This is a genomic window from Paenibacillus sp. BGI2013 (genome assembly GCF_002843485.1).
GTDB lineage: Bacteria > Bacillota > Bacilli > Paenibacillales > Paenibacillaceae > Paenibacillus > Paenibacillus amylolyticus.
Map to the genome: position 1 here is coordinate 534,570 of NZ_PJFA01000004.1, position 19,613 is coordinate 554,182.

Annotated in this window: 14 protein-coding genes and 1 pseudogene; 11 read left to right on the top strand and 4 right to left on the bottom strand. The window is 40.2% G+C overall.

Going from position 1 to position 19,613, the window contains the following annotated elements; translation table 11 throughout:
• Window positions 1–119 precede the first annotated feature (119 nt).
• Complete coding sequence (locus CXK86_RS13350) at window positions 120–1,184, bottom strand: GntR family transcriptional regulator (RefSeq protein ID WP_017688249.1); 1,065 nt, start codon at window positions 1,182–1,184, stop codon at window positions 120–122.
• 261 nt (window positions 1,185–1,445) lie between these two features.
• Between CXK86_RS13350 and CXK86_RS13355 the strand changes: the two genes are divergently transcribed.
• The 4 genes from CXK86_RS13355 (at window position 1,446) to CXK86_RS13370 (ending at window position 5,626) form a co-directional block, all read left to right on the top strand.
• Window positions 1,446–2,783 (top strand): ABC transporter substrate-binding protein, encoded by a 1,338-nt coding sequence (locus CXK86_RS13355; RefSeq protein WP_076250499.1) that lies wholly within the window; start codon window positions 1,446–1,448, stop codon window positions 2,781–2,783.
• 84 nt (window positions 2,784–2,867) lie between these two features.
• A complete protein-coding gene (locus CXK86_RS13360) occupies window positions 2,868–3,764 on the top strand; it encodes a carbohydrate ABC transporter permease (RefSeq protein ID WP_076250498.1) in 897 nt (298 codons plus the stop codon).
• A gap of 31 nt (window positions 3,765–3,795) precedes the next feature.
• Window positions 3,796–4,614, top strand: a complete 819-nt coding sequence (locus CXK86_RS13365; protein WP_370511417.1) for a carbohydrate ABC transporter permease — start codon at window positions 3,796–3,798, stop codon at window positions 4,612–4,614.
• A gap of 28 nt (window positions 4,615–4,642) precedes the next feature.
• Window positions 4,643–5,626, top strand: coding sequence for a glycoside hydrolase family 43 protein (locus CXK86_RS13370; RefSeq protein ID WP_076250494.1), 984 nt, complete (start codon window positions 4,643–4,645; stop codon window positions 5,624–5,626).
• Window positions 5,627–5,999: 373 nt separating this feature from the next.
• Here the strand turns inward: CXK86_RS13370 and CXK86_RS13375 are convergent, their stop codons facing one another.
• Complete coding sequence (locus CXK86_RS13375) at window positions 6,000–6,440, bottom strand: GNAT family N-acetyltransferase (RefSeq protein WP_076250492.1); 441 nt, start codon at window positions 6,438–6,440, stop codon at window positions 6,000–6,002.
• Window positions 6,441–6,586: 146 nt separating this feature from the next.
• Window positions 6,587–6,865 (bottom strand): annotated as a pseudogene (locus CXK86_RS13380) (LysR family transcriptional regulator); the annotation flags it as partial.
• Between the two features lie 489 nt (window positions 6,866–7,354).
• Here CXK86_RS13380 and CXK86_RS13390 point away from each other — a divergent pair.
• From CXK86_RS13390 to CXK86_RS13420, 7 genes are all read left to right on the top strand, one after another.
• Window positions 7,355–8,479, top strand: coding sequence for a dimethylarginine dimethylaminohydrolase family protein (locus tag CXK86_RS13390; protein ID WP_083684368.1), 1,125 nt, complete (start codon window positions 7,355–7,357; stop codon window positions 8,477–8,479).
• Window positions 8,480–8,505: 26 nt separating this feature from the next.
• Window positions 8,506–9,201: a response regulator transcription factor gene (locus CXK86_RS13395; RefSeq protein WP_036673666.1), complete on the top strand. Its 696-nt coding sequence runs from the start codon at window positions 8,506–8,508 to the stop codon at window positions 9,199–9,201.
• On the top strand, window positions 9,188–10,504 hold the full coding sequence (locus tag CXK86_RS13400) for a sensor histidine kinase (RefSeq protein ID WP_076250489.1): 1,317 nt from the start codon (window positions 9,188–9,190) through the stop codon (window positions 10,502–10,504). Before CXK86_RS13395 ends, CXK86_RS13400 begins: the two co-directional genes overlap by 14 nt.
• A gap of 571 nt (window positions 10,505–11,075) precedes the next feature.
• A complete protein-coding gene (locus CXK86_RS13405) occupies window positions 11,076–13,052 on the top strand; it encodes a sigma-70 family RNA polymerase sigma factor (protein ID WP_076250487.1) in 1,977 nt (658 codons plus the stop codon).
• A gap of 500 nt (window positions 13,053–13,552) precedes the next feature.
• Window positions 13,553–14,218 carry a GntR family transcriptional regulator gene (locus CXK86_RS13410; RefSeq protein ID WP_100527506.1) on the top strand — a complete coding sequence of 222 codons (666 nt, stop codon included), beginning with the start codon at window positions 13,553–13,555 and terminating at the stop codon, window positions 14,216–14,218.
• Window positions 14,219–14,233: 15 nt separating this feature from the next.
• Window positions 14,234–15,925: a dihydroxy-acid dehydratase gene (ilvD, locus tag CXK86_RS13415; RefSeq protein WP_017688240.1), complete on the top strand. Its 1,692-nt coding sequence runs from the start codon at window positions 14,234–14,236 to the stop codon at window positions 15,923–15,925.
• Window positions 15,926–16,917: 992 nt separating this feature from the next.
• Window positions 16,918–17,175: a hypothetical protein gene (locus CXK86_RS13420; RefSeq protein ID WP_036673671.1), complete on the top strand. Its 258-nt coding sequence runs from the start codon at window positions 16,918–16,920 to the stop codon at window positions 17,173–17,175.
• Window positions 17,176–17,848: 673 nt separating this feature from the next.
• Here the strand turns inward: CXK86_RS13420 and CXK86_RS13425 are convergent.
• Window positions 17,849–19,333 carry a M6 family metalloprotease domain-containing protein gene (locus tag CXK86_RS13425; RefSeq protein ID WP_036673672.1) on the bottom strand — a complete coding sequence of 495 codons (1,485 nt, stop codon included), beginning with the start codon at window positions 19,331–19,333 and terminating at the stop codon, window positions 17,849–17,851.
• Window positions 19,334–19,613 lie beyond the last annotated feature (280 nt).

The window sequence follows — 19,613 nt, forward strand, 5'->3', positions numbered from 1 at the left end:
CTTGCGGATAATATAGCTAAAGGTATCTCTCCACAGAGGTGCCTTTTTTTGTTTTTAGGAACCAAGTCTTGTCCCAAGCTGAAGACAAGATCATTGTGTAGGCTGCAACGTTTGTCGTGTCAAGGGAAGATGAGTTGCACGGGAATAACGGCGTTCTTAGGAGAATAGATATCATCCATTTGTTCACGTAACAGCTTTACGGCTGTTCGTGCCATTTCCTGTTCATCCTGCTGCACATAAGCTACGCCTGAAAGATGTGGATTATCAAAAGATAGCAAGTCGATATTTGAGTGAACGTTCAGAAGACTGATCGCGGCGGATGTAAGGCGTGCTGTTTCTTCAGTCAAGGAAAAGGCTGCCGAAATTCCACTGTGGTTCTGCAAGAAGTTGCTTACATAGTCCAATGCTTGCTCGCTGCGTAGAATGTCGAGAGGGATGTGACACCACAAGCTCTTGTCAATCGAGATGCCTTGATCTGTGTACGCCTGCTCAAAGCCGAGCGTGCGATCCTCGACGGCTGTATTGGCATTTTCAGGTGAGATGAGCGCAATCTGCTGATGACTCTTGGATAACAAATGGGATACAGCTTTATACGCACCGCCGTAATTGTCGGATGTAATGGTGTACGTCTCAATGTTGCGCAGATAGCGGTCGATGAACACACACGGGAATTTATCGAGCGACAGACGCAGTAATGATTCGTTATACTTCTCATCTTCTGTTGGAAAAACGATCAACCCCTTCACACCGAGCTCCGTTAGTGTACGAATGACGTTTGATTCGATAGAGGAGGACTCGCGCGTGATGCTTAGTACCATGCTGAGGCAGGCTTCTTGTAGGAAGTGTTCCGTGTAGTCAACGAGCTTCTGAATGACACGGGTTCTCATCGTCGGAATGATGAAGCCGATGAGCGGCATGGAGCACGCGCTGCTTGGGGATGGCGAGAAATTGATGCTAGAAACAACAAGACTAGAAGAGACGAATGAGCCTTTGCCTTGTACGCGTATAATTAATCCTTCGTCAGCTAGTAGGGTTAGGGCGTTCCTGACGGTTATTTTACTTACTCTGAATTCGTCCATTAGTTCTTGTTCAGAAGGAATGCGGTCCGTTGGCCGAAGCTGCCCTGATTTAATTTTCTGTATAATATTTTCTCGAATTTGTTTGTAGAGCGCCAGCTTTTTCAAAGAGTAGCATCTCCCCATAAACTTTATGATTTTATAATCAATTGGTTATATAAAGCTTATTTCATATATATTATAATACGGCTTGTAAAGCGCTTACAATATGGAATCTGAGAAATTGTTGCGAAGGGGTCTTTTCTTTGAAAGGTTAGAATTATGTTAAGGATGGTGGTGCCAAGATGGGTTGTAACCGCTTAAATTAACAGAACTAACCAGTCAGCCGACTTTTCAAATGCATAACAAAAAAGAGAGGATGACGAACAAATGAAAAAACGCAGTGCTTTAATCTCCATCGTTACTCTCCTGATTATGTCACTTGTTTTTACTGCATGTGGTAGTCCTTCTGGTTCAAAAACGGAAACACAACAATTAGGCGCTAATGCCGGTGAGAATGCAACAGAATTATCATTTTGGACATTCGCAGATTTGCACGGCAAGCATTTGGATAAAATGCTGGGGTTATGGAACCAACAGAACCCAGACAAACAGATTAAGTTGAATGTAACGGTTATGCCTTACGATGATATGCACAACAAGCTCTTATTGGCAGTTACAAGCGGAAAAGGTGCTCCTGATATCGCGGATATTGAGCTTGGTCAATTCCCTAAATTCTTGGAAGGTGACAACGTTCCCCTGGAATCTTTGAATGATGTATTTGCACCATACAAAGACGTTGTTGTTCCTTCACGTGTCGAGATTTACTCCAAAGCCGATCAGGTTTATGGCTTTGATTATCACGTAGGTGCTACGCTTGCTTTCTACAACACTGAAATTCTCGAACAAGCAGGTGTTGACTACAAGACAATCAAAACGTGGGAAGATTACAAACAAGCAGGTATCAAGGTTTACGAAAAGACTGGCAAGTACTTAGGTACTGCTGATACATCAGCTTCGTGGCAAGCATCGCTGCTACTAGCTCAGCAAAATGCCGATTTTACAGATGAAAATGGTAATCCAAAAGTGAACTCGCCTGAAATGATTAAAGCGTATGAAATGTTAGTCGATCTGCAGAAGAACAATGTTATTCATACGATCCCTGGCGGACAACCCGACACAGAAGAAGCAAAAGGTGAATATAACAAAGGCAACTACGCAAGTGCATTGATGCCTGAGTGGTACATGTCCCGCTTTGTAAACGAAATGAAAGACCTTAAAGGTAAGTATGCAATAGCTCCATTGCCTGTATTCGAAGAAGGTAATCCTCGTTCCGTTGGCTTAGGCGGTACTGGCACAGTTGTTACTAAGAATGGTAAAGACGTTCAGTTGGCAAAAGAATTTGTAGCCTTTGCTAAGCTTTCGAAAGAAGCTACTACAGAAATCTGGAATACACTTGGATTTGACCCAATCAACATGGAAGTATGGAAAGATGATGCAGTTACGAAAAACCCTGAAAATGAATACGTCCAATACTTTAAAACAAATGCATTTGATACGTTGAATGAAATCAAAGACGAAATTAGAGCGATTAAGTCCGTTAAAGCTTCACCAACCATCGGCAATATATTCAATACGGTTACTTTGAATGCTATCTTTGAAGATGGCCAAGACGTGAAGGAAGCGTTGGATGAAGCACAAGCAGCAATTGAACAAGAATTGAAATAAATATAATAAGTAAATGATTTGATTAAACCTGTCGGCAGGTACAGTGGTCGGCAGGTTTAACCATAGTCAAGGGAGATTGAGAATATGATAAAGAAATTTGTATACTCTCAAAAAGTTGCACCTTATGTTTTTGTATTGCCATTTATACTCATATTTTTGATATTCTGGTTTTTTCCGCTTGTAAATTCATTCGTAATGAGCTTTCAAGATAGGATGCTGGGACAGGATCCTAAATGGATTGGTGAAGCAAATTATTCGAAATTACTTACTGATAAAGTGTTTTTGACATCTATTAAAAATAGCGTTGTGTACATGTTAGGAACCTTAGTGCTGTTGATTCCTTTTCCCATGTTATTCGCCGTTATGATCAACAGTAAGTTAATGATGGGAAGAGAGTTTTTTAAATCTTCTTTCTTTCTCCCTGCATTGACATCTGTCGCAGTTGCGGGTACCATTTTCCGCCTTACATTCGGTGAGATGGAAGGTTCATTAATGAACAGTTTCCTAGGTCTATTTGGTGTAGAGCCTATCAAATTTTTGAAAGACGGAAATTGGAGTATGGCAGCACTGTTAATCCTCGCATGTTGGAGATGGACAGGCGTTAATATGCTTTACTATCTATCGGGTTTGAAAAGCATTGACAATGAATATTATGAGGCTGCTTCAATTGACGGTGCATCTGCTTGGCAGAAGTTTAGAACGATCACAATGCCATTATTGAAGCCGACCACGGTATATGTTACAACAATTAGTGTTTATGCAGGTTTAGCAATGTTTACCGAGAGCCTGATGATGTTCAACGGTAACAAATCACCCCAAAATATTGGCTTAACCATTGTTGGATATCTGTATAGACAAGGGATTGAGCAGAATAAGCTGGGTTACGCAGCTGCAGTTGGTATCATTCTGTTAGTCATTGCTATGGTTATCAATTTAACGCAGTTAAAATTTAGTGGAATGTTCAAAAAGGAGGAGGATTAAAGTGGGCAGAAGTCAGACGAGGAGTGATTTCATCTCTAGAATAGTAATTATTTGTTTATTCATTATACTATTCGTTATAATTATGATCCCATTCTACGCAGTGGCCCTATCTTCCTTTAAACCAGGTGAATCATTAGTTAGATATGGTCTTAACCTAAGTTTGGATTTTGAAATAATGAGTTTTGATAATTTCATCTTTCTGTTTACTGGAGAACATGATTATTTTGTGTGGTTTTGGAACAGTATGATTTTAACAATCGTTCAAGTGATTTTAACACTTTTTGTAAGCGCATTTGTTGCATATGGTTTTGCAGCATATCATTTTAAAGGTAAGAACTTCCTCTTTATATGTGTTTTACTCATTATGATGGTGCCTTTCGAAATACTGCTGGTTCCTTTGTACAGCCTAATTAATGATTTGGGAATGGTGAATAGCTATTCGGCAATCATTCTGCCCGGTATAGCCAATGCCGCGACAATATTTTTCTTCAGGCAATATCTACGAAGCATACCCAAAGAGATTATTCAATCTGGGCGGGTTGATGGTGCAAACGAGTATGCGATTTATTTCAGACTAATTATGCCGATTATGAAGCCATCGTTTGCAGCAATGGCCATATTGAATGGTATGAATAGCTGGAATAATCTATTGTGGCCATTCATGGTGCTCGGAGATCAGAGTAAATATACACTTCCAATCGGTTTGAAAACGTTGTTAACTCCTTATGGCAATAACTATGACTTATTGATCGTGGGCTCCTTCTTCTCCATCATTCCAATTTTCATACTATTCATTGCTTTTCAGAAATATTTCATAGACGGTATGACTGCAGGCGCTGTTAAAGGGTAATCTATATTATGATGAAACAGGTGATAAGATGGAAATCCAACTACGAGCGTCACACGACATTCAACCATTAATTGAACAGAGAGCTGATCCTTTTATTTACAGACATTCGGATGGTTATTATTACTTCGTAGCATCCGTTCCGGAGTATGATCGGATTGAAATCCGTAGAGCCCAGAACCTTGAGAAGCTTGTTACATCAACTCCTGTAGTGATCTGGAGAAAGCGCGAGAATGGTATCCTTAGTGCCAATATTTGGGCACCCGAACTGCATTTTATTGATGACAAATGGTACGTGTATTTCGCTGCCGCATACACGACGGAAACGAATGAAGGCTTGTTCGACCATCGGATGTACGTGCTAGAGAATGAAAATGACAATCCGCTCGAAGGCAGTTGGATGGAAAGAGGGCAGGTTCGTACCGAATGGGAAAGCTTCGCCCTCGATGCCACTACCTTTGAGCATAATGGCAGCCGTTATTACGTATGGGCACAAAAGGATCCGAATATTGAAGGTAACTCTAATCTGTATATATCTAAAATGAGCAATCCGTGGACGTTCACTGGGCCGCAAACGATGATTTCGATGCCGGAATATGACTGGGAAATCATTGGTTATAAAGTAAACGAAGGCGCGGCATTTCTTCGCAAGGATAATCGGGTATTCCTCTCTTACTCGGCTAGCGCCACGGATTTCAATTATTGCATGGGCTTACTTGAAGCCGATGCGGATGCTGATTTGCTCGATGCCAACTCATGGCGCAAGTCGCAAACAGCGGTTCTCTCGACAGATGAGAGCATCTCAATGTATGGTCCCGGTCATAATTCCTTCACGGTGTCAGAGGACGACGAAGAGACGCTATTTGTGTTTCACGCAAGAACGTACAAGAACATTATAGGAGATCCGCTGTACGATCCGAATCGCCATACATTTGTGACGGAGCTTTTGTGGACGGCTGACGGCAGACCCGATTTCCGCGGTTCTGTTGCAGCACTTGCACGTTCTTTACAATGAACGAGTGTCCCAACAAGGTTGGTTGATGGATTTGAGTTCGTTTATCCAACTTGCCAAAGAGAGACAGTTAGAACATCGAAGGCACCCTACTGGGTGCCTTCGACTTCGCTCAACAGATAATACTTCGAACAACAGTTCTGACTAACGACTTGAAATATCTAGGGGAACAAACAAATGTATTGTCTAAAGAAATTGAGGCGAGTTATGGAAGAAGTTGCAATCTAAAGATTCGGGAAACGATAGCTCAATAAAACCGAGGATAGGGCAGGTTATAATCAAACTGCTTAGCAACTTTTTTTGTTTTAAGGAACCAAGTTCTTGTCCCAAGCTAAGGACAAGAACAAACCGACCAGATTTACACATGATAACGGCATCATTTCGATAATAAATCTTTTACCATTAGATAATGCGGAATTCCATCTTCCATAAATACATCGGAAGTAGTCTGGTATCCTAGCTTGTGATAAAATCCCTCTGCATGTGTCTGTCCGTGTAATTTAACTTTGGATATTCCTTTATTTTCTGCAATTTCTTCCAGTGATGTAACGATTAATTTACCGAGACCATATTCGCGATAAGGTTTTAAGATACATATTCGATCTAATTTACCTACGCCATCTCGAATAATAATTCTGCCTGTTCCGGCGGGTAGTTCATTAAAATAGACCAGGATGTGCTCACACTGTCCATCTAAATTATCATAATCATCAAACTCATCTTCAATTGGTACATTTTGTTCTTTCACAAACACTTTTTCTCTTATTTGAAAAGCGATGTTGAGCCCCTCAATTGAGTCTATTTTTTTTGATTTCATTTCTTATAATCCTTTCAGAAATTCATTTTCTAATTAAAAACAAATTAAACATACTTTTAGAATGATTATAAACGATATTTTTTTGTTGTAAATACAACAAAAAAAGGAGGAGCTAAAGGACTACGACAGATCATTAAAGACTCCTAGATACCGAGTGTTAAATTACCAGTTGCCTTATCATTTGTAGTGAGCGCTTGAGTGTACAACTCAATGATTTTTAAAGCATACGGCAGGAATTGATGACCATACTGAGTAAGAACGACTTGTTTACCCAAGCGATCAAAGCTAGGTTTTCCAAGTTCAGTTTCCAATTCTTTAATATGCGTTGTGACAGAAGACTGAGCATAACCTAGTTGATAAGCTGCTTTCTTAAATCCCCCTTTTTCAACGATGGTCTTTAAGGTAATTAGATGACGAAGTTCCATAATCACATCCTTAATTAATTGCTCTTAATAGGAGGTTTTATTATGATTTTAATTGAACTTTGGAATCATTATAAGGCAGATAAACGAATTCAAGGGTTGAGCCCTCAAGATGTTGGTTTCTGATCTAGGGGATGTCGATATTTCGGGAGTAACTCTAAATCTCCTGAAGGAATACTTAGCAAAGCAATCTGATCGTCTAAAACCAAGCAGCCTAGGGCACGGTATCCCTTTTGTACGTTCCTTATTTTGCTTTGCACATGAAGAAACCTATCTATCTAGCAATCCTTCTATTAAACTGCATGAGCCAAAACATGGAGAAGCGGGTATTTAAGTTTTTGATGGAAGAAGATGTGATTCATTTAAAGATCTCTTGTCAGACCTTACGGGAAGGAGTTTAAATTAAAATAGTATGCCTTCATAAACTGTTAAGAATTGCTCTCTATAATTCAAACTGTAAGCATTAAAACAAATTATTAGGAGGGCATTAATATGAAAAGAAAGAGTTTGAAGTGGGTTGGATCAACAGCATTATCACTTGTACTGGTAACTAGCATATTACCAGTGGCAGGGGCGACTGGTGTGTCTAAAGTTAATAGAGTTACGGAAGTGAATGGAACTGTGACTACAAAAAGTGAGAAAAACAATGTATATGTAGAGAGTGAGTTCGCCACGCTAAAAAGAGTTGTATTGACACAATCTGAAGCTTTTATGCACTTCAATTTTGATGATTTTCCAGAAGGAGACATGCCTATGCCTGAAGGAGGCATGTCTATAATGAATACGGATCCGGCAGAGGCACAGAAAAAGTGGGAAAAAGAGCGTGAAGATCTTAAAAAGGTTCTTGAAAAATACGGGGTTGAGGTTCAACGTCCACGCCTTTTAAATGAAAAAGAAAAACAACTAGGGGCTGTGAAAGATGGCATTACAGGTGGCGAAGGAGTAACTAATTTCTTTGTCAGAGATCCATTCTTCACAATCGGAAATCATCTAATTGAAGGTTCATTTAAATCGGCTTACCGGAGACTTGAGGTTTTACCTGTTAGAAGTATTCTGGATAAGGAAGCAGCCCAAAATAACGTTCCGCATGTAGCTGTCCCACAACCAGACGTTTCTAAAGGAATCAACTCTGCTGCCGGTCCTTACCTTGAAGGTGGAGATATCCTCGTGTATGGAAAGACTGTATTTGTCGGTAATTCTGGTCTAGCTTCAAACAAAGCCGGTATTGATTGGCTCAGAAACTATTTGACACCATCAGGTTATAAGGTGGTTGAGGTGAAGCTAGAACCTGGCACATTGCACCTGGATTGTGCTATCAGTTTTGTAAGAGATGGATTAATGATTGTTAGCATGGATTCGTTAGCCAATGGGCTCCCAGAAGAACTTAAAAATTGGGACAAAATCGAAGTGAGTTACAAGGATGCTCAAGATTTGGCAGTAAATGGATTGCCAATCAGTAGCAAAGTATATGTTACGGACATTGCATTCAAAAATACAATTGGAAAAGAGCTTGAGAAAAGAGGAATCAAAGTAGAATATGTTGATTACGAAATTTCTCGTTCTTTCGGCGGAGCTTTCCGTTGCAGTACACAGCCATTGCTCCGCACGGATAGCTAAAAGTTAAATCAAGTATGAGGTGAACTATGACAAGCCGGATTTTAGTGGTTGAAGATGATCAGGAAATTCGTGATCTGCTACGTATGTCTCTTGTCCGTGAAGGTTATGAAGTAACAACAGCTAAAGATGGAGAACAGGGAATTGAATTAGTAAATGAGTCATTGGATTTGGTGATTCTGGATATTATGATGCCTGGAATAAACGGACTGGAGGCTTGTATACGAATCAGAGAACGATACAATGTTCCTATTCTTTTTCTAACTGCTAAATCCGGAACTTTGGACAAAACGGAAGGTTTGCTTGCCGGTGGAGATGATTACTTAACTAAACCTTTTTCTGTACAGGAGCTTCTGGCAAGAGTTATTGCTTTGTTGCGTAGGTATACGATTTATCAAGATAAAAAGGATTATGGCGAAACATTTCTTATCGGAGGACGCTTAAAAGTAAGTGAACAATTTAACGATGTATGGAAAGGCAGTCAGAAGATTGAGCTTTCCGATCTGGAGTACGGTCTACTTAAACTGTTGATGACCAGAAGAAATAAAATTTTCTCTGCCCAAAATATTTATGAGAGTATTTGGAAGGAACCTTATTTCTACAGTTCAAATAATACGGTAGTAGTACACATCCGAAAATTACGATTGAAAATCGAAGAAGATCCAGCAAAACCAGCGTATATCTTAACGGAATGGGGAAGAGGTTACCGTTTTGGCCACTCATAAACTTACAATAACTAAAAAGTTGACTGTTTTAATAATTATTGCTCTCACCATAAGTGTTCTTTGTTTTTTACTTTTGCAGTCCATAAGCAATCGGGTTATGGATCATTATTTTACTTCTGATGAGCGTTTAAAGTCCGAATCTCAAGTTTACGTCCAAAAATTTTCAGAATATGTTTCAGCAAACGATCTGTCAACGACAGATCGTATTGCGTTTTCAGACTGGATTAAAAGTCAGAAGAGTAATTTATTTTTATACGTATTTCAGAACCAGGTGCTTCAATATGATTCCTTGTACCATGCTGATGACGAAGGAGCATATGGAAGTCAGCCTGAAACTGATTATGATCGACGGAACTCTTACCCAGTACAATTTAAGGATGGGACAGGTAACGTTTCAATCTATGGATTTTATTTTTCTCACTACTATAATGTGGCCTACATGCTTGAAATATTGCTGTCCGCAATGTTATTTATAACCATTGTTTTATTAGGAATACGTAGAGGGATCAAATATTTACGCACAATTAATAATGAAATTCATATCCTTGAAGGCGGCTCATTAGACTATTCTATAACGGTACGAGGGTATGATGAATTGGCGATGATTGCGGAAAGTATAGAGGAACTACGTAAAGCATTTTTAGGCAGGTTAGAAAGGATAGAAAATTTGCAAAATGAGAGTAGAAATCTTGCAACCGAAATGTCTCACGATATGCGTACGCCACTGACATCTCTCATCATGTATTTAGAGTTTGCCCGTAATACACCAGAAGATTTATGTGTAGAAACAAGGTATCAAATCGAGAGTGCGTATCAAAAGGCTCTCCAACTTAAGAATCGTACAGACGATCTGTTTTCATATTTTTTATTAGATAAAGAGAGGGAGGCAGACTTAGTAACCCTTTCAGTTCGGGAATCAATTCATGATGTATTGTCAGATATTACAGCTGTACTTCGAGCGGAAGGATTTCAGGTACTTGTAAATGCCTCCCCTACGGATGTCATAATTATTGTGGATATGGAAAATATTGGACGTGTATTTGATAATTTTCTGTCGAACATACTAAAATATGCAGATCGAGAGCAAAAAATTAATTTATTTACTTATATAGAAGATCATCATTTTGTGATTTGTGTAGAAAACAAATTAAAAATAAAGAATGAATCTGTAGAAAGTTATAAATTGGGTGAAAAAATCATAGAAAAAGTTATGCATCGGATGATAGGACAATTCTCTTCATCTGAAGATCAAGAGAATTACAAGATTATACTGAAATTTAAAATAAGTCGAGCTTTTAATTAGCTGCCTAAAATTGCATGTAACGTGTTTTCGTAGATCTATCACGTTGACTGTATTCAATTCGTTCGACGATGAAGTTATGCGGGGGTTGTTACGACAAAACGGGTAATTCTGTTGGAAGAAGGTACAGCAGAGATGAAAGGGCTAATGGGCAGTAAAGGGGCTCAACGAAGCGAGCACTGGAAATCTGCCATAAGATCCAGCCACAACTCATGTTCACCTTTATAATTGGACTGATGAAGTGAAAGAGCTGAAGGTACTGGCCCATGCTGAGCGATCGACGACAGGATGCCCTGACATCACGAGAATCAACATTTTTCCAGCCCATTCCAAAATGAATTGTCGAGGGACAAGAACATATTCCCATTGAAGTCGCTATTTTAGCGGCTTTTTTATTTTATCGGTACAAGTTCTTGTCCCAAGCTAAGGATAAGAACTTGTACCGATTGCCGATTAGGTGTATATCTAAATAATCAGCATATGCACTTATTTGTGAACAACTATAAGAATAATGTTACATTAATTAAATCCAAACCCCCGAGTTAGCTGTCTATATAACAGGAGGTGAACGACAATGATCGATGCACAGCAACAAATCAACGCCGCACAAAACGGAGATCACGATGCCTTCGTATCTCTTATAAAGGATCGAACGGATAAGCTGCACCGAGTGGCTCGCCATTATGTACGGGAGTCCAAAGATGCGGAGGATATCGTTCAGGATGCCCTCGTTAAGGCTTATGAGTCACTGCAAACGCTGCAGCAAGCCGAAGCGTTTGAGAGCTGGCTTACCAGAATTGTGGTGAACCGGGCGCTCAATCATTTGAAGAAATCCAAGCGTGTTTACCTGAGCGAAGACCCGCAGGCGCAAGAGCCATTGGTCGTTAATGATATCGATCAAACCCTGGATCTGGAGCGTGCATTGGCCAGTCTGAATCCGAAGCTGCGTCAGCTCCTGTTCTTAAAATATAAGAAGGACCTGACCCAACAGCAAATCGCCCATCTCCTGGATATGCCATTAGGTACTGTAAAAACACAATTACGGAAGGGGCTGGAACATTTGCGCAACGAAATGGCTCAAGATTTTCTCGAACGAGACCTGGATACATTACGCCTGCAGTTAAGACAACAGGCAGAGCACCAGTTTGCCGTTTCACCGGATTATGATCTGATCGTCAATGACTATCAAGAGAACACCGGGAGGGGAACAGGGAAGGGAGAAGCGGGATTCTTATGGGTTAAAACGGGGAGTGATGACGCCGTTTCTGCCACGCTCTCCAGGGACGGCAACTTGCTGGACTATGCCATTTCCTGGGCCTCATTGGACAACGAGACACGGATATCTGAGGAGGAGCTCAAACAGCAGGCAGAGCAATTCCTGGAAGATCATTATCCCGGCGCACTGCGTGATTTTCCGTATTGTGAGATGGAGTGGATGGAAGGGATGTTTGTGTACACACGACAGCAGAAGGCGATGGGGCTGCCACTTCCTGAGACGGGATGCCTGATTATGGTTCATCCCAGCGGTCGCGTGGTCGGATTTAGGTACTTTGGAACCGTTCCAGGGCCAGCACTCCCAACCATGATCACACCAGAAGAGGAACAGATGGCGTGTATGAAGGCGAATTTTTTGCTACATGTGGAATATTGCGTATTGGACAAAGCCGTGTACACGGATGGTGACGATCAGGTCCATCTTGTTTACGCCCCCCGAAGTAGAGGACTAATCTATACTGCATCATCACAGGAGGAAGTTCCGACAGCCTATAGGGCAGAAGCTGTCCCCTCTGACCCAAGAACTCTGGACGAGTGGCCAGGTGAGTTCCCGCCCGCACGAAGCCTAGAAGAGTGGATTGGCGTAAACAACGACCAATTTCAGTTAGTACAAGACGACAATATTGGCTCGAACACCAAGTTGATGGTGTGGAAGCAACAGAATGAAGAGCGTCCAGCCAAGAATGACCGGTCTTGGAAGGCCTATTGGGCTGATCAGATGGAGGGAGCGGTCAAGGCGCGAGTAGACAGCCAATCCGGACAACTGATTGACTTTGTTTCGCATGGTAAGCCAGATCAACTAGCTCCATTAACCTGGGATCGAGACGCATGTATAGAAGTAGCTATGGACTATGTCCGAGGACTAGCAGCTGAAATGTTGCCGTATCTCAAGCTTCTAACTGAAGAGACCGACGACGAAGATAGTTTGGAAATCATTCGCTTTGGTGTATATGTTCAAGACGTATCTGTCAGGGATGAATGCTATCAACTAGCTGTTGACCGCTCTAATGGGAGGGTCAAAAGTTTGATGTCCCCCTCCATAGGGCCAGAACAGTTAAAGAAGCTGGAGACCGTGCCTTCATTTGATTACCAGACAGCTATCCTCCGATGGACGGCACAGGCCAAGCTGCGTCTGCAATGGGAACGGATGCACAATGCTAGGGCGGAAGAGGCCCCGTACGAACTAGTGTATCAAATGATTGGTAGCGAGCACGAGCGGACGCCCGAAGTGCTTGATGCGCATACGGGGAAGTTATACGAAAATACTTTTTACTGACAAACAAAAACATCTAGCCCGAAACTAAGGGCTGGAAGGCATTCAAAAGCCTGCGGACGTAGAACAGCATTTTAAAAATAGACGTTTAACACAACGTTCTATCATATTAATTGTGTCCATTGAATTTTAAAAACGCCGAACTCGGAATATGAGTTCGGCGTTTTAGGTAGATTATACGATGGAGGGGTGGGAGTTAAATGTCGAGGGACAAGAACATCGTCCGATTGCCGATTAGATGTGTACTTAAGTAAAAAGTACATAAGCCCTCATTAGTACCAAATAATTTTATATAAGAACATTCACATTAAAATATATTACTTATGTAACATTTCTCAAAGAAAGACTCTTAAATTATAGTCTCTTTTTTGTCTCAGACTCTCAATAAAAACAGGTAGTTATCTGGATAAACTTAATTGAGCGAGTAAATGAAATAATAATTGCTTCTCGATCGTGTATGCGATATATTGCATATAAGAATAATTGTAATGAGGATGAAAAGAATGCCAATACCTAAAGATTTTTCCTTACCAGTCCGTATGTCCGCAAAAGAAAGAGCGTTTTCTCAGATTCAGCGATGGATCATTGATGGAACACTGCAACCAGGTGAAAAGCTTATTGATGCGGAAATGGCTGAATCGCTTGGAGTCAGCCGTACACCGATTCGGGAGGCATTTCAGTTACTCGAAGTTCAAGGCCTCGTGTCCATGCATCCAGGAAAAGAAACAAAAGTAACGAATATTGAGAAAAACGATATTTTTAAGATGTATTCAACGATGGCTGCTCTTCAGGCCTTAGCTGCTGAAATCACCGCCCAAACTATTGTTCCAGAACAGATCGAGAAACTAAGATCCATAAATTTGGAATTCGCAAGTTCTATTAAAAATGGACAAGTTTATCAGGCTATGGAGGTGGATGAGCAATTTCATAATTATATTGTGGAGCTCTCAGATAATCCTTATGTAGCTACATTTAATACATCTCTTCAGATTCACATTAGGCGATTTAAATACGTATTTTTAAAACAACCTATTACGGCTACACTAGCTTCAGTTGAAGAACATGATCAGATTATTAAAGCTTTTGAAGGAAAAAATAGCAACGATGCCCATAATTTAATGAAACAAAATTTTATTCGACCGATGCAGGAACTGAACGAAATACTTTGAAATGAGGGAAGAAACATGGAAAATAAAAAAGATCTTCGCATTCGAAGCAAGGTAATCAGTGAAGGTGCTAACCGGGTACCGAACAGAGCGATGCTGCGTGCAGTTGGATTTCAAGATGAGGATTTTAAAAAGCCAATGATCGGAATAGCAAGTACGTGGAGTGAAGTAACACCGTGTAATATGCACATCAATGATTTAGCGGTGCAAGCTAAGCGGGGCGCACGTAATAACGGCGGTGCCCCACTAATTTTTAATACGATTACCGTTTCTGATGGGATCTCGATGGGGCATGGCGGGATGTTGTTCTCGCTACCAAGTCGGGAAGCTATAGCTGATTCGATTGAAATTGTGACTGGAGCCGAGCGTTTTGACGGCGTTGTTGCAATCGGTGGGTGTGACAAGAATACGCCTGCATGTTTGATGGCTATTGGACGGATGAATATTCCTTCTGTTTATGTATATGGAGGAACCATTCAACCTGGTAATCTCGACGGTAAAAAAGTGGATATCGTTTCAGCTTTTGAAGCCGTTGGGCAATATCAAGATGGAAAAATAACAGATGAACAATTGCATAAGGTCGAATGCAGTGTTTGTCCAGGTCCAGGGGCTTGTGGGGGGATGTATACCGCTAATACGATGGCCGCAGCTGCAGAAGCAATGGGTATGTGTTTGCCTGGTTCTTCTTCGACATCAGCTATCTCAGCGGATAAAGCATTGGAATGCGAAGCAGCCGGTAAGCAGGTCATCTCACTTCTTGAACAGGAAATCTACCCAAGAGACATTATGACGAAGAAAGCATTTGAGAATGCGATCACCGTTGTTATGGCTCTAGGGGGATCAACCAACGCATTTCTCCATCTGCTAGCTATTGCGCACTCCGTAGAAGTGGATTTAACCTTGGATGATTTTGAACGAATTCGCTTGCGTGTTCCTCATTTGGCAGATCTGAAGCCAAGTGGTCAGTATGTCATGCAGGATTTGAATGATATTGGTGGTGTTTCCGGGGTAATGAAGCTATTGCTCGCTGAGGGATTACTTCATGGGGACTGCCTCACCGTAACTGGTAAAACGTTGGCGGAGAATTTAGCGGAAGCTGCTCCACTACAGAATGATCAAGAGATTATACGTCCACTCAATAATCCGCTTAAACCAAATGGACCACTGGTTGTGCTTCGAGGAAACCTAGCTCCTGAAGGCGCTGTTGCCAAAATGTCAGGCATGAAGATACAACAGTTTTCCGGACCGACAAAGGTGTACGATAGCGAAGATGAAGCGACAGAAGCGATCATGAATGATGAAATTCAAGAAGGGGACGTATTAGTCATACGCTATTGTGGACCGAAGGGTGGACCAGGTATGCCTGAGATGCTTTCCGTTACAGCACTCATTGTAGGAAAAGGTCTCGGGGGAAAAGTTGCTCTCATAACAGATGGTAGGTTCTCGGGTGGCTCGCATGGATTTGTAGTCGGCCATGTATCCCCTGAGGCACAAGTAGGTGGACCGATCTCTTTGCTCCAAAATGGAGATATTATCACCATTGATAGCGACATTCAGGAAATTAAGGTTGAAGTGCCAGAAGAAGAGTTGGCCGCTCGAGCGCAAGCTTGGGTACAACCGCCACTGAAAGTGAAATCCGGTGTACTTGCCAAATATGCTAAATTAGTTTCCTCTGCTTCAAGAGGTGCAGTAACAGATTTGATGGAATAGACAATTAAACATTAATGCTACATATAAAATGGGAGGGGAGAAGCTACTACAACGAATGCATGAAGCGTGCTAAACAAAAAAAACGCCATTTAGAGATCAAGAATGTCGCAAGAAAAAGATGAAGAATTTAGTTTCATCATTCGAAAATGAAGTGCACCCCTTAGAATAGACATTGGATTAAACCCCTGAGTTTAGCCGATGAAATTCTAGGGGGTGTATTTTTGCTTGTACCGTTTCTCGACTTTCATTAATTGGGGGTTCGCTACGAATAGCAGGCAGGTTCCGGCTAGTGCAGGAATGTTTGGATGGAGTAAATATACCTGTCGAGGGACAAGAACATGGTCCCATTGAAGTCGCTAATTTAGCGGCTTTTTTATTTTATCGGTACAAGTTCTTGTCCCAAGCAAAGGACAAGAACTTGTACCGATTGCCGGAATTGACAAGAACATAGTCCGATTGCCGATTAGATGAATATCTAAGTATTCAGGTAAAGGTTTTATTGGGACAAATACACACTATACAATTGTCACATCACGATGAAGCAACAGCGTTTCTGAGGGTAAACACAGGCTGCCAAGCATTAAAAAAGCGAAATTTCGTAATGAAACTAGCTGTTGAAAGACACGAACTTGTTCCCATTTCCGATTAGATAAATATCTAAGTGTAGAAGCGAGTCTCTTTTGAGCGATTAACAGACTACGGGTTGGATTATGAATAAGAGACCAGCTTCAACGCTAGGAGAGACTTCCACTTGAACTGTAATCCCATTTGAAATAGATAAAACAAGTTCGTTAACAAGCACTTTAGCAAAGAAAAGGGGAGGAAGCCGAATGTGATTTTGGATCAAGGGGCAGATACCGTACTTAGTGCTGATTTGTCATTGTTAGGGACAAGAACTTGTACCAATTGGGCATATTAACTAATTTTTTTAAGAAATCAAAAAATGTTAATTTACGGAGCAAGTTGAGTGTGTGATAACATTGGTTTAACTTATGCCTGTTGGTGAACCAGGTGGACCTAATCTTGAACCAGGGGTTGATTCACTGGATCATCCTGCTTCTGTAAGCGAGAGATTTTTAGAAATTGGGAACAATGTATTTATGTGTTACAAAAAAGAAGACACAGGATTTGTAAAAATGCAAAATCCCAATATTGATTATGGAGGCGGACTAAAAAGTATTGCAACAGCTCTTAATGGTGACAAGGATATTTTTATACGGTTTTCTTCTTTAATCCCAATAGAAAATTGATGGAGTTAAATGGTAAACAATATACTGACGATTTAAAGTCGTTTAGAATGATACTTGATCATGTGAGACCGGCTCTTTTCTAATTAATGATGGTGCGGAGCCCGCTAATAGTGATGCAGGGTATATAACAAGAAGGTTATTATGAAGGGCGATTAAAAAAATAGGTATACAAGGAAGTTTTGTGGGTGAGTTGTCTGAAGTTTATATAGATGAAGCAATAGCTGTATGAAGAGTAGTTAGTGAACTCTTCTACAAGGTCGTAAGACGCCGACATCATTTAATCCACTCATGGATTGATGATATGAAAGACCGATTACAAACGTTAGAAGAACAAAAAGCATTATTGGAAGAACTCAAAGCATCGATACCTGATTCGATCACGCAAATTTTCAGTTTGAATACCAAATACAAGACCTAAAGGCTAAGTTAGAACGAGTAACCGGCAATAAGTTACCTTATCGATGTGCACAATGAGCAAACATCCGAATCATCTAACTCTGGGGAATTGTGATTTTTGACAGCCATAGTTTGGAAAATGAAACCTTGTCCATACAAAACCATAATGGTTATTGTTGGACAAGGTTTCTTCATATTTTCTTATATGGAGCTTACGATTCGTACAGATAACAAGAAGCTAGAGGGATAAGCTAACAGGACGTCGGCAACCCCAATATTAATTGGGTTTGTTTAATATCTTTAGTTTTATAACTGATCCTGGACTGGAAATGTCTGAAATAACTAATCCCGAGTCACTGTTATTCCACAACCTACTTGAAGGATTAGTACTCCCAGAAATAACTACACCATCTTTCTCGGAATATAGATCAGTACCATCACCAGAGTTAACGTCATTTTCCAAGTCGGAATTACCATCTGCTTGTAGAAGTGCACATTGATAATGTCTATTGGAGCTACCTGTCTGTAATTCATTAGAACCTAAAGTATCACAGTGATACACAGCCAGACCACTGGAAGGGAGATATTTATCTAGATTTAAATTTGTGCGATTTTCTAAAATAAAATATTCATTCTCGCTATGCGTACTATACATGCAAATTGTGTTATATTCACCATGCTTTATGGAAAGTTCTCCGTTTATCTCATTAAGATTAATAATATTAGGAGCCCACCCTACAAGCTCTCTTAGATAAGAACAAACTGGAGAGGGGGTATGACCATTATCTAAATGATTACCTGAACCCATTAGACAATACATGCCAATACCACTGCTCTTGATATTGTCTCCATCACGTTCACCATAATCATACATATCAGGGAAACGTAAAAGTAAATGGCCTGTCTCATGACAGAATGTCCCAATACTTAGATCACTTTTATTCCTCCCCATACTTGTAAGCATATATAAATCAATTTTATATCCATTGTAGTTTAAATTAGCATTACCATTGTGGGGCCAGAGGTTCCCTTCATAACTTGTTCTGCCCGCATATAAAAAGTTGATGGAGTCTACAATTTTAGAATTAGTTGAATCAACTGCAGAAAGGTCAACATTGAGATCATTTATTATTATATCTAAAGCATCTTTCACAAGAAGATTACGTTTATAATACTCTACTGTATTAGGCAAGGTTATAGGTCCAATAACCGTGTTTTTATAGTCGAGTTGGTTAGATGATATAATTTTGAAATATTCATTTACCGAGCAATAATTTCCATTCTCCTTATAATTCTCTCCATTTAACATCTCATTAATATCGTCGCTGGTGACAGTAGATTTGAGGTCTTGGAAATCAACGAGTACTGTCAACCCATTAATATTCCCTTTAGCGAGGGACCTTCCTTCGAGAAGTCCCTTATTTGGCCCTAAAGTTTTATTCGTATTGTTTTCATGTGGATTACTTTCACTGGAAATAAGTTCATTGTATTTTTTATTGAATTTACCATTTTTTACAACAGAATTTTCTAATAAGTGCACTTCTAAATCAGCTGGTGGAGGAGAAGTAATATCTATTCCATTTGAAGTCAGAGCACCATTTACCAAGGAAGCATAACAAAACTTTTGTAACTTATCATCATATATAGCTGTATAACCCTCCAGTGACTCATACCGCGCGTAAAACTCATCTCCATACACTCGAAGTTTTATTTCATTATTGTTCTGTGTAAAAGTTAAAATCTCACCATCTATGTAGCTCATCCAAATCTTACCTCCATAAAATTAATTTACTTATATGGTTCTCCATCTAAGAACATTTATTCTTAGTAAAATTAGTTATTACAGTTCCACTAACGTCTTTGTGTTTCCTCATCTATAAGCGCCATCAAAATTCAAATTTTCTTGACCTTTGTCAATTTCACCACTGCCAACAATGTATAATTTATGATCTGTTTATTAATAATAATTTTGCGAATATATTGAATTAGGAGGATGGATAAAAACTGAAAAGATGGCATCACGATTAAAGCTATCTTATAGT